The sequence below is a fragment of the Rahnella victoriana genome, assembly GCF_004330295.1.
Classification (GTDB): Bacteria; Pseudomonadota; Gammaproteobacteria; order Enterobacterales; family Enterobacteriaceae; genus Rahnella; species Rahnella victoriana.
Genome location: NZ_SJOJ01000047.1, coordinates 1 through 12,295 on the forward strand (window position 1 = coordinate 1; position 12,295 = coordinate 12,295).

9 protein-coding genes are annotated in these 12,295 nt (G+C 56.1%); 3 read left to right on the forward strand and 6 right to left on the reverse strand.

Annotation, left to right across the window (positions count from 1 at the left end; translation table 11 throughout):
* Positions 1 to 51 precede the first annotated feature (51 nt).
* A complete protein-coding gene (locus EYY67_RS23865) occupies positions 52 to 921 on the reverse strand; it encodes an MBL fold metallo-hydrolase (RefSeq protein ID WP_131694550.1) in 870 nt (289 codons plus the stop codon).
* A 115-nt stretch (positions 922 to 1,036) separates the two neighbouring features.
* Between EYY67_RS23865 and EYY67_RS23870 the strand changes: the two genes are divergently transcribed.
* Both EYY67_RS23870 and EYY67_RS23875 read left to right on the forward strand, forming a co-directional pair.
* Positions 1,037 to 1,954 carry a LysR family transcriptional regulator gene (locus EYY67_RS23870; protein WP_119822857.1) on the forward strand — a complete coding sequence of 306 codons (918 nt, stop codon included), beginning with the start codon at positions 1,037 to 1,039 and terminating at the stop codon, positions 1,952 to 1,954.
* 218 nt (positions 1,955 to 2,172) lie between these two features.
* Positions 2,173 to 3,336: an MFS transporter gene (locus tag EYY67_RS23875; RefSeq protein WP_119822850.1), complete on the forward strand. Its 1,164-nt coding sequence runs from the start codon at positions 2,173 to 2,175 to the stop codon at positions 3,334 to 3,336.
* 82 nt (positions 3,337 to 3,418) lie between these two features.
* Here the strand turns inward: EYY67_RS23875 and EYY67_RS23880 are convergent, their stop codons facing one another.
* From EYY67_RS23880 to EYY67_RS23900, 5 genes are all read right to left on the reverse strand, one after another.
* Positions 3,419 to 5,686 carry a TonB-dependent receptor domain-containing protein gene (locus tag EYY67_RS23880; RefSeq protein WP_131694551.1) on the reverse strand — a complete coding sequence of 756 codons (2,268 nt, stop codon included), beginning with the start codon at positions 5,684 to 5,686 and terminating at the stop codon, positions 3,419 to 3,421.
* Positions 5,687 to 5,743: 57 nt separating this feature from the next.
* The gene (locus EYY67_RS23885; protein WP_131694552.1) at positions 5,744 to 7,888 is read right to left on the reverse strand and encodes a S9 family peptidase; all 2,145 of its coding nucleotides are present in this window, start codon (positions 7,886 to 7,888) and stop codon (positions 5,744 to 5,746) included.
* Positions 7,889 to 7,898: 10 nt separating this feature from the next.
* Positions 7,899 to 8,729, reverse strand: a complete 831-nt coding sequence (gene tolA, locus EYY67_RS23890) for a cell envelope integrity protein TolA (protein ID WP_131694553.1) — start codon at positions 8,727 to 8,729, stop codon at positions 7,899 to 7,901.
* 125 nt (positions 8,730 to 8,854) lie between these two features.
* Positions 8,855 to 9,712 carry a ChaN family lipoprotein gene (locus tag EYY67_RS23895; protein WP_131694554.1) on the reverse strand — a complete coding sequence of 286 codons (858 nt, stop codon included), beginning with the start codon at positions 9,710 to 9,712 and terminating at the stop codon, positions 8,855 to 8,857.
* 66 nt (positions 9,713 to 9,778) lie between these two features.
* The gene (locus EYY67_RS23900) at positions 9,779 to 10,702 is read right to left on the reverse strand and encodes a LysR family transcriptional regulator (protein WP_131694555.1); all 924 of its coding nucleotides are present in this window, start codon (positions 10,700 to 10,702) and stop codon (positions 9,779 to 9,781) included.
* A gap of 134 nt (positions 10,703 to 10,836) precedes the next feature.
* Between EYY67_RS23900 and lysA the strand changes: the two genes are divergently transcribed.
* Positions 10,837 to 12,096 carry a diaminopimelate decarboxylase gene (lysA, locus tag EYY67_RS23905; RefSeq protein ID WP_131694556.1) on the forward strand — a complete coding sequence of 420 codons (1,260 nt, stop codon included), beginning with the start codon at positions 10,837 to 10,839 and terminating at the stop codon, positions 12,094 to 12,096.
* The last annotated feature ends 199 nt before the right edge of the window (positions 12,097 to 12,295 follow it).

Sequence of the window (12,295 nt, forward strand, 5' to 3'; positions counted from 1 at the left end):
AGGCAGGAGAGTTTCTGCCTTGATGCGTTTTTAATTATTAAAAAATTATATTCACTGTGGCCACTTCATTTCGCCCTTCAATACTTTCGCGCTCAGCACTAATGAAGAGTCATCTTTCAGTTGCGGATAATGTTTTTTCATGGCGGCGATCAGCGCGGCGGAATCTTTCGCTTTCGGTAATTCTTTTTCCAGCGTCAGCAGATACTGGCGGGTGAATTTCACCGATTCCAACGTTTTCGGCGCGCCCGGCAGATAATGCCCCGGCACCACGGTTTCCGGTTTCAGAGCGGCAATTTCATCCAGTGCTTCTACCCACTGTTTACGCGAGGTCGGCGTTTGCGTATCTGCGGTCCAGACGTGCATGTTGTTGCCATTGACCAGCACACCACCGGCTACCGCTTTCAGCGACGGGATCCAGACAAACGTCCGGTCTTTGTCTACGCCCTGGATCTCAAACTTATGGCCTTCCAGTTCAAATGTGTTGCCTTTCAGCGGCTCCGGTACCACTACCGATGCTGGCGCGTTGTCTTTTAACTGCGGTCCCCAGAACGCCATCTTGCCGTCTTTGCTGGCGTTAATCTTGTCGACGGTGGCCTGCGTGGCGACGATTTTGGCGTCCGGGAAGGCGGCATGAATGACATCCAGCCCGAAGTAGAAATCCGGATCGGACTGGCTGATGTACACGGTGGTCAGTTTCTTGCCGGTCGCCCTGATCATCTCCACCAGTTTTTCGGCGTCATTGCGCTGGAACTGCGCGTCGATCAGCACCGCGTCTTTTTCACCGGTAATGATTTCCGACGACACCGGGAAAACGCTTTTTTCACCGGGGTTATATACGTCCATTTTCAGCGCACTTGCTGCGTGAGCGGACAGGCTGCTGCCCAGCAGGGCGGCGATCAGGGTCAGATGTTTCAGATGCATGGGTTTTCCTCAGGGGCATAAATAATCACATTCAGTCAGCCTCTACTGTACGTTGCATAATCCGCGGGAAAAACCGGATAATGCGCAACTGTTTGTTGCATAAACCGGACGAATCATGGACAGAATTACCGCTGCACAAGTGTTTGTTGCCATCGTTGAACGGGGAAGCATGATCAATGCTGCCGAGTCGCTGAACATGTCGCGGGCGATGGTCACACGTTATCTGGCGGAAATGGAAAAGTGGTCGGGCGCGCGTCTGCTGCACCGTTCCACCCGCAAACTCAGCCTGACGGATGCGGGCGAAAATACGCTGGCACGTTGCCGGAAAATGCTCTCGGTGGCGGCGGAGATGGGCAGCGTGGCGGACACCGGCGATGAAGCGTTGCGCGGAATGCTGCGCCTGAGTTGCTCGCAGTCTTTCGGGCAGGGTGCGGTAGTGATTGCGGTCAGCGAGTTTTTACGTCGCCATCCGCAGGTGAGTATCGATCTGCAACTGGAAAGCCGGGCGGTCAATCTGGTGGAAGACCGTATCGATCTGGCGCTGCGTATTACCAATGATCTGGATCCGAACCTGATCGCCCGGCCGCTGGCGCTGTGTCCGTCGGTCGTCTGCGCCTCTCCGGCGTATCTGGCCGCGCAGGGTACGCCGCAGCATCCGCAGGATCTGGCGGTGCATAATTGCCTGACGTACACCTGGTTCGGCAAAAGCCTGTGGCAGTTTGAACGGCAGGGGGAACAGGTCGCCATTCCGGTGAGCGGAAATCTCAGCGCCAATGAATCGCTGGTGTTGCTGACCGGTGCGGTCGAAGGCGCGGGGATCGTGATGCAGCCTTATTACTCAGCCGCGCCGCTGATCGCCAGCGGCCAGCTCGTCGCTTTACTCAGCGGGTGGCAGCCGCAGGAAATGGGGATTTACGCGATTTATGCGTCGCGGCGGCAAATGCCAGCGGCGTTGCGTGCGCTGCTCGATTTTCTGGTGGCGTGGTTTGCCGGTCATCCGCGCTGGCTGTCGTTGCAGGAAGAAAAACGCTGACTCGCCGCAGCCCGCATCTGGCTGGAATCGGTCCCTTTTCAGTATTTACCGCATTCTTTGCAATGTATTGTTATGTAAAGATTAATCCCGATCCTGACGGATTTTCAGACAGCAAGGGCACAGACTGCGTCTGGTCAAAAGTGTGATCAACGTGGTATTTAAGCCAGTCCGGCCCAATGCCGGAGACTTTACTCATAACGATAAAATCCGGAGTTTTTATGCCCGTCGCACTCCTGGCACTGGCGCTCAGCGCGTTTGCCATCGGTACCACTGAATTCGTCATTATGGGGTTGCTCCCCAACGTGGCGGGGGATCTGAATGTCAGTATTCCTTCTGCTGGCTGGTTAATCAGCGGATACGCCCTGGGCGTGGCGATCGGCGCGCCGATCATGGCCGTGCTGACCGCAAAACTGCCGCGTAAGAAAACGCTGCTGCTGCTGATGAGTATTTTTATCGTCGGCAACGTGATGTGCGCGCTGTCGTACAGTTACGGCTTCCTGATGCTGTCGCGTGTCATTACCGCGCTGTGTCACGGTGCCTTCTTCGGCATTGGCGCGGTGGTGGCGGCCAGTCTGGTGGCACCGAACCGTCGTGCTTCAGCGGTGGCACTGATGTTTACCGGCCTGACGCTGGCTAACGTGCTGGGCGTGCCGCTCGGTACCGCGCTCGGACAGGCTTTCGGCTGGCGTTCCACCTTCTGGGTGGTGGCGGTGATCGGCGTGGCGTCGCTGTTCGCGCTGTATAAAAAGCTGCCGGATAAGAAAGAAGAAGAGCCGACCGACCTGCGTAAGGAAATCCGGGCGCTGGGCAGTCTGGGGTTGTGGCTGTCGCTGTCGATCACCATTTTCTTTGCGGCGGCGATGTTTGCGCTGTTCACTTATATCGCGCCGATCCTGACGCAAATCACCGGCGTATCTGAGCACGGCGTCAGCTGGACGCTGCTGCTGATCGGCCTCGGTCTGACCATCGGTAACGTGCTGGGCGGGCGTCTGGCGGACTGGCGTCTCGGTATTTCGCTGACCATGACGTTCCTGATGATCGCCATATTCTCCGTGCTGTTCAGCTACACCAGCGTGCATCTGGTGGCGGCGGAAATCACCCTGTTTATCTGGGCGATGGTGAATTTCGCGGCGGTACCGGCGTTGCAGGTTAACGTGGTGACCTACGGTAAAAACGCGCCAAATCTGGTGTCCACCCTGAACATTGCGGCGTTTAACGTCGGCAATGCACTGGGTGCCTGGGTTGGCGGCGCAGTGATTGAACGCGGAATGGGGCTGAGCACGGTCCCGCTGGCGGCGGGCGGACTGGGCGCTATCGGCTTCGTGCTGTGTGTGATCACTTTCCGTCGTGCGGCGAAGAAAGCGGTCAAAGCGGCGGCGTAATCCTGCCGTTGTAAACAAAAAGGCCACGCGGAAAATATCCGGCGTGGCCTTTTTGTTTCTGTTTTACCCGGTCAGGCGTGGATCAGAAACGCATTTCGCCACCCACAAGATACGTTCTGCCGCGCGCGGTATTCACCGCCATGCTGGGGTCATTCTGACCATACATCGAATTCAGTTTATTCAGCGCTTCTGAATAATCTTTATCCATCAGGTTCTGTACCGAGAATTTCAGCATCAGATTACGGTTAATTTCATAGGTGCTGTAGAGGTCGATAATCGTCGGAATATCCGGCATGTCTTCGTTTTCCAGCGCGCCGGTGGTTTCGTTGAAATTCTGATCCGGCGAGGTGCGGCGGGTTTTTCCGGTGTATTTCACCAGCGTCCCGACGGTCAGGCTTTCATCAAGAAAACGCACGCCGGTGTCGACGGTGAAATACATTTCCGGCAGTTCGTTGATGTTGCCGACGCCAAACGAACCGGTAGCAATCGACGTCGGCTGGTTGGTGTGCTCCTTGCTGAAAGAGAGCCGGGTGAAGGCCCGGCCGGTATCGTATTCCGCTTCGATCTCGACGCCGTGCGTGCGCACCGGTGACAGGGAATTAACGTAGATATACATGGTATCGGAATAGTCTTCGCTGGCGTCGTCCCAGTCGTTTTGCAGGTTCTCGCCGATGCTGCATTTACGCCCGTTGCGGCACACCATAAAGGAATCGCTGTAGATATAGTTTTTGATTTTGCTGGTGTAATAGAGGGCTTTCAGGCGCAGGGAATCCTCTTCAAATAACAGATTACCCGCTGCGGAGTTAAAACCGATTTGATAGGTTTCCGCCCGCTCGCCTTTGAGGAACGGATTCATCGATGCGCCGCCGGAGTTAGAGAAAAACACTTCCTGCACGTTCGGGCCACGCATCGATTTGCTGTAACTGACGAACGGCTCGAACCACGGGCGGATCTCCGCCGAGAGCATCACGGACGGATTAAACCCGTCTTCGGTCAGGCTGATATTCTGACCGCCCTGCGGGAAGCAGGTGACGCGCGGATCGCACGCCGGTTTATAGCCGCTGAGATCGTAATAGCTGTAGTTGAGATCAAAATTACCTTTCCAGATGCCGCGTTTCAGCTCCAGCCCGGTGTACAGGCTGTAAACGTCCTGCTTGCCGGAAGGCTGGAAAGTATTGTTCTCAATCGACTGCTGACCCGCATCGGGATTATCTTCAGACCAGGCATTGCTGTTGATATTTTTGTCGTATTTATTGCGCATGATTTTGCTGCCGTAACTCCAGGCGATATCTGTTCCGGCAAAGACAAAGCGCGAGGTGTTGTTAATATCAATAGCGTCTGACTGGTTGTTGGCCTCAGTGTTATAAAACGTATACAGCGTGTTGTTATCGTATTTCTGATTTCCGCGGCTGGTGCTGAGCATTAAATTAAAATCAATCAGCTCGGAGAAAGGCGCGTAATGATATTTCAGATAAAAGTCGTCGCTGGTGATATCACGCTGGGTAAATTTATTGCCGTAATGCCTGCCGGATAATTCGACGCTGTTAAATTCATCGGGCTTAATATCCACTTTCACTAACTGGGATTTTGGATTCTGACGGTAACTTTTTTCGTAGCCGAAATCGCTGCTGCTCTGGCCGTCGCCATTTTTAAACTGCGCGTCGATGGAACTGCCGCTGATCGCCGCCATGATGCCGAAGCTGCCGGTGTCGGTGAACGCATCGGTTTTCCCGGCGACGGCCACCATGCCGCTTTCGCCAATACCGTTGTTACCGGCCGAGAAGCGGGTACGGATGCCAAACGGATTGCCGGAAAAAATCACGTCGTCCACGCCGAGGGTTCGCAGGTTGGCGCTGCCCGCTAAGGCGTTGACGCCCGCCGAACCGGCGCTGGTGCCGCGTGACACATCAATGCCGACCAGGAAATTCGGATCGATTAACGCGCCGGATGCGCTGCTGGTGGAGCCGTGCGAAATGCCGCCCGGCACCGAAGAACCGTAGAAGTTTTGTGTGACGCCGTCGATCATGGTGTTGACGCGGCCAAAGCCGGACATACCGCGAATATTGACGTCTACCGTGCCCTGGCCCGGGTCAATTTGCGTGAATGTGCCAGGCATACTGCGCAGCACCGAATCGGTAGATTGCAGGTTGGTATTTTCACCGCGTGAACTGAATGCGCCGGGTTTGGCCATCGCCTCATGTTCACTGCTGAGTTTATCGGCCGAGACGTTCAGCGGGCTGAACGTCACGGTTTCTTTATTTTCTGTTTCTGTGGTGGTGTCAGCAAATGCCAGCGGTGCGGCCAGCACTAAACCGGCACTGAGCATGCCGGTTAAAAGGTTGTTTTTCATATTCCCTCAGGAGGCTTTATTTTTAATTTTTATTGCTCAGTATGGCGTTCCAATAAATTACAAAGCGGTGGTGCGGTTATTATTGTTGTTTTTATGATTATTATTTTTGTCCATCTGAATAATAAAACTGTATTCCTGTGCGGTATTTTTAAGCCGGTTCAGACGGCCTGATTTCCCGCCATGCCCGGCCGCCATTTCGGTGGTCAGTAAAATCAGTGACGGTCCCTGATTCACGGTGCGTAAACGGGCGACCCATTTCGCCGGTTCCCAGTACGGCACCTGTGAATCAAATAATCCGCCGGTGACCAGTAAGTTCGGATAGGCCGCCGGATGCACATTGTCATATGGGCTGTATGCTTTGATGCGTTGATAAGCCTCAGGCTCTGCCGGATTTCCCCATTCCTGATATTCGCCTTCGGTGAGCGGCAGGGTCGGATCCGACATGGTGGTCAGCACATCGACAAAAGGCACCTGCGCCACCACCGCGTGAAACAGGGCCGGTTCCTGATTGATCACCGCGCCCATCAGCAGGCCGCCTGCGCTGCCGCCTATGGCGTATAGCCGTCCGGGCTGGCCGAAACCTTGCTGCGTCAGGGCGTGCGTGGCATCAATAAAGTCATTGAAGGTATTGGCTTTATTCTCCAGTTTGCCCTGCTGATACCATTGCTGACCCAGTTCGCCACCGCCACGGACGTGGATCAGGGCAAAGACAAATCCGCGATCTAACAGGCTGATGCGGCTGGCGCCAAACGCCGGATCCATACTCATGCCGTAGGCGCCGTAGCCGTACGCCAGCAGCGGATTGTGGCCTTTGCGGAACAACGATTTGCGGTACACCAGTGAAACCGGCACTTGTACGCCGTCACGCGCGGTGATCATCAGCCGCTGGCTGGCGTAATTCGCCGGATTAACGCCTTCCACCGGTTTTTCCTGCAACAGCGTGCGGGTGCCGCTGGACATGTCCCATTCATAAATGCGCGTCGGCGTGGTCATCGATGAATAGCCGTAGCGCAGTTTGTCGGTGTCCGGCGTCGGGTTTGAACCGAGCCACGCCATGTAACTTTCTTCGTCAAACACCACATTGCGTGTTTGTCCGCTTTTCCAGTCAATCATTTCCAGCTGAACGCGTCCCTGACCGCGGATTTGCAGCACCAGCTGATGACGGAACAGGGCGAAGTTTTCCAGATCCCGCTGCGGATTTGGTGCAATCAGCGTCTGCCAAGGCGTACCGGCGGATTGCGTTTCATACAATCCAAAATGCGGGCTGTGCAAATTGGAGCGGATGTAAAACTGACCGCGATAATGATCCAGATAATATTCGACACCCGGACGGCGGGCAGCGAACAACTGCGGCGCGGCCAGCGGTTCACCGGCAGGGATCAGCCGCACCTCGGAAGACGTGCTGCCGCTGCTGACGATCATCAGATAATCGTCAGAGGCGGTGCGCGAAAGACCGAGATAAAATCCGCCGTCCTTTTCTTCATACACCAGCGCATCCTGAGACACTGGCGTGCCGGTCTTGTGACGGAAAACCTGATACGGTATCAGCGTCTGCGGATGATTGCGGATATAAAACAGAGACTGACCGTCCGCCGACCACTGCATATTTCCCGAGGTGTTTTGCAGCACATCGTTCTGCCAGAGGCCGGTAGTGAGATTGCGCAGGCTGATGCTGTACTGGCGGCGTCCCTGCGTATCTTCGGCGACGGCCATCTGCTGATTGTCGGTACTGATTTCCAGCCCGCCAAACTGATAATAGGTGTGCCCGGCCGCGCGCTGGCTGGCGTCCACCAGCGTCTGCCAGACCACGTTGCCGCTGACCGGCTGACGCAGATATTGCGCGTACTCTTTGCCCGGCAGATAACGTTGCTGATAGCGATAACCGCGCAGTTCATACGGCACGGATTCGGTCTGCTCACCCTGACGGGCGCGCATTTCCTGATACAGGGTGTCGGTTAATGCTGCCCAGCCGGACATCACCTGGGCGCTGTAGTGATTTTCCGCACGCAGATAATTCAGGACCTTCGGATCCTGACGGCGGTCATCGCGCAGCCAGTAATAATTGTCCGTCCGGCTGTCTCCGGCCATCTGCAAAATATGCGGATGTTTTTCGGCAACCGGCGGCACCGGCTGTGCGGTGGCGGTTGCGCAGGTAAAGAGCATTCCCGCCGTCAGCAGCGTCATTAATCGTGAAAGCGTCATAGGTATTCCGTTAAGACTTGCGGCGGTTTGCGCCGCTCAGGGTGAATTCCAGCGGCATGGTCACCGGCACCTGACCGGCTCTCAGCATCTCGCCCGGCGGTTGCGGCAGCGGGCTGGCGCGTTGTAAGACGGCCAGTGCTTCGGTATCCATCGACATCGTGCCGGAGGATTTTACTAACCGGCTGCTGATCACCTCGCCGCGTTGATCAACCACAAAAGCCACCAGTGCGACGCCGGTGCGGTGACGCGAAATGGCGTCCGGCGGGTATTTCTTCAGCCGGTTGAGCTGCACTTTGACCTGCGTTTCCCAGGTCACTTTGGCGTCGCGGGTTTGTGACGAATCGCTGTTCATCGGGGCGGCGATTTTATCGGAAACCGCTGCCGTCACCGGCGGGGCGGCGGCGCTGGCTGCCGAGGCGCGGGTTGGATCCTGCTGACGCGCCTGCGTTTTCTGTACCGGCCTCGGCCGCTTTTGCTGTTCCTTCGGTTTTTTGTGTTGCTGAACCAGCTTGATTTCCGCGCTTTCATCCACCGGCGGCGTGATGTTTTTCTGTAACTGCGGGGTCATTTCCTGTTTGCTGGACGCCGCCGAATCCACCGCCTGCTGAATGCCAACGGGCAGCGGTTTGGTGGTTTGATTGTTTTCGATAGTGGCGGAGAGCGTCACCATCACCGCCGGTGGCGGCAGCTCAGCGGGCGGCTGCGCGGGGGCTGACCACAGTAAAAATGCGGCCAGCGCGCCATGTATCAGCAGTGACAATATCAGCCCCACCGTCCGGCGCTGAGGGCGTAAGACAAACGCAGCGGCAGCCGGAGCAGCGGGAAGGGAGTGAGTGGTCATTTAGTCCATTAAAATGATAATGAGATTCAATATTATTTGATAATAGTAATCATTTGTAATGGCTCTTTACAAGAAACTTTCAGTTTCTCCACACTTTTATTTCAATGGTCACAATAACTTAAGGGTTATTTTGTTGTGGATTTAGCGGCGACTGCCGGTGTGATCCAGACATAATCGGCCTGTGATTTATCCACACGCACGCCCTGTTCCGCCAGCAGCAGTACGGTGACGGAGGCGGCGGGGTTCAGATCTTTCACATGCACCGGCACGCCGATACTTTTGCCTGCGTGATAACCGCCAGCGATCAGTAATGCCGGAGCGGGGGCAGCCAGAAGGCGCTCTGCCATCCGGCGGTCACGTTGTTGCTGGATTGCCAGCATGGCGTGCAGTTGTTCTTCGCCGATATTTTGCTGGTGAGAAGTTCGGATGGTCTCGCTGATGGCGTTGCGTACCTGCGGATCCGCAGAATGTGTGCCTGACGGGAACTGCGGATTTTCATAGAACGCCATGATCTCACGGCGATCCAGATTGGCAGAAAGCAGCGGATACGGCGCTTTCATGGCCGTCATCACCACATCGCCATACATCGACCAGTCCCAGCTTTTTTGCCAGTTGATCAATTCTGCGACACGGGCAGGGCGGGCGTCCGGCCCGGTTTGCAGCCAGGCTTTTACCTGATCCACTTTCGGTTGCTGATCCGGCGTCAGCATTTCCATCAGCACGCTGCCCTGGGGCCGTACCGACGGCAGGCTCTGCACCAGCCAGTTTTCGATCTGATGATGGGCCGGGTTGTCGTGTTTTTCGCCGACGATCACGCGGGGTTCAGACGCCAGTTTGCTGAGTAACTGCGCGGGGGAAAGGGTTTCGCCGGTGCGTAAATCGGTAATCACGCCGTCCGGCGCAGCCGCAGGGCTTGCGGCATGGCGGGGAGCGGTGGAGCAGGCGGTCAGTGCCAGAATAGCCAGAAGTAAAAACTTGTTCATGGGGATCCTCATTTTCCATAGCGGGACGCTGCCCGCATGTTATGGATAATGATTATCATTTACAAGTCACCGCCGCAGCGCAGCCTCCAGACGTTGTGCAAAACGTTGCGCCTGCTGATGGCAGTGTCCGATAAATGTGGTGACCAGCGCGGAAGCGGGGCGATGCAGCGGGCGGATCAGGCTGACGGTGAACGGCACGGCGACGCTGAATTCCCGTAATACGACACCGTTTTCACAATAATCCAAAGCCGTCAGCGGGTTAACGATGGAGACGCCTGCGCCTTCGCGCACCATGCTGCACACCGACGCCGCGCTGTGGGTTTCCATCACCAGCCGCCGCGCCACCTGTTGCTCCGCAAATAAGCTATCCAGCAGTTGCCGGTAACTGTCGGTCGCCGACAGGCTGATAAAATTCAGGCCGCTGAAATCCTGGGGCGTGAGTCGCGGTTTTTCAGCCAAAGGATGCCCGGCAGGCAGCACGCAGACTTCATTCAGCGTCAGCAGCGTCTGGCGCTCGGTTCCGGCGGGCGTCTGGGTGTTTTCCGTCAACCCTAAATCATGGCGCTGTGCCGACAGCCATTCTTCCAGCAGCGGTGATTCCTGCGGCACAATATTGAAACTGACGTCGGGATAACGGTCGAGAAACGGTTTACACACCGACGGCAGCAGCGACTGGCTGAACACCGGCAGGCAGGCGATGGACAGCTGCGCCTGCTCGAACTGGCGGATGCCTTCCGCCGCGCTGACGATCCTGTCCAGCCCGTAATACGAACGCTGCACTTCCTCAAACAGCCGCAAACCCTGCACGGTCGGATACAACCGCCCGCGCAGGCGCTCGAACAGTTGCAGATCCAGCAGCTTTTCACAGCGCGCCAGCTCACGGCTGACCGTCGGTTGTGAGGTATGGAGCAGCGCAGCGGCTTCGGTCAGGTTGCCGGTGGTCATCACCGCATGAAAAATTTCGATATGGCGCAGGGAAATGGCGGGCATGACGTGATCCGGTGAACAGAGACAATAACCCATATCATAAATGAATAGACTGGCCTGAAATAGATATTTTATCGCCGGTCGGCCACACGGCATACTGTGGGAAATATGACTGAATTCACCTGACGGAAAATCTTATGCCACGCGCCCTGAACGACATGTCGACCGCGCTTAATGCCGCGAATTTACTGGCTCTGCCGCAACAATTTGGCTGCCCTGTGTGGGCGTATGACGCGGAGATCATCAAAGCGCGCATTGCGCAGTTGCGTCAGTTTGATGTGATCCGTTTTGCGCAAAAAGCTTGTTCCAATATTCATATCCTGCGCCTGATGCGTGAGCAGGGTGTGAAGGTCGATTCCGTTTCGCTGGGCGAAATTGAACGCGCGCTGGTGGCGGGTTTTATTCCCGGCCGCGAAGACAGTGAGATCGTGTTTACCGCAGACGTGCTGGATCAGCCGACGCTGGAACGCGTGACGGCGCTGGATATTCCGGTCAATGCCGGTTCCATCGATATGCTCAGCCAGATTGGTCAGCACAAAGCCGGGCATCCGGTATGGCTGCGCGTGAACCCCGGTTTCGGCCACGGTCACAGCCAGAAAACCAATACCGGCGGCGAAAACAGTAAACACGGGATCTGGTATGCCGATTTACCGCAGGCGCTGGCAGAAATCGCCCGTTACAGTCTGAAACTGGTGGGCATCCATATGCACATCGGTTCCGGCGTGGATTACGGTCATCTTGAGCAGGTTTGCGATGCGATGGTGCGTCAGGTGATTGAAACCGGACAAGATATCGAGGCGATTTCTGCCGGTGGCGGTTTGTCGATCCCGTATCATTTTGAAGAAGAAGCCATTGATACCGGCCACTACTTTGGCCTGTGGAACCGGGCGCGTGAGCAGATCGCCGCGCATCTCGGGCATGAAATTAAACTGGAGATCGAGCCGGGACGTTTCCTGGTGGCGGAATCCGGCGTACTGGTGGCGCAAATCCGCGCGGTGAAAGACATGGGCAGCCGTCACTTTGTGTTGTGCGACGCGGGCTTTAACGACCTGATGCGTCCGGCGATGTACGGCAGTTATCACCATATTTCGCTGTTACCGGCCGATGGTCGCGATGTGAGCGGACAACCGCTGACGGATGCTGTGATCGCCGGTCCGCTGTGTGAATCCGGCGACGTGTTCACCCAGCAGGCAGGTGGCGGAGTGGAAACCTTCCCGCTGCCGCCGGTCAATATCGGCGATTATCTGGTGTTCCACGATACCGGCGCGTATGGTGCATCGATGTCATCGAACTACAACACCCGTCCTTTGCTGCCGGAAGTGTTGTTTGAGAATGGCGTGCCGAGACTGATTCGTCGCAGGCAGACGGTGGAAGAGTTAATTGCTTTAGAACTGTAATCTTTGCTCCTGAATATCAGCGATGGTCTGCTTCGCTCCTCCCACTGCGAAGGGGGAGGTTGGGAGGGGGGTTTAAATACAAAGCAATGAGTTAAAGCACACTTTGAATTTAGTTTTTGACCTTAATACCCCACCCCAACCCTCCCCTTCGCAGGGGAGGGAGCCGTTCTCAGTTGTATTTGATTTCGGTGTAGCGACT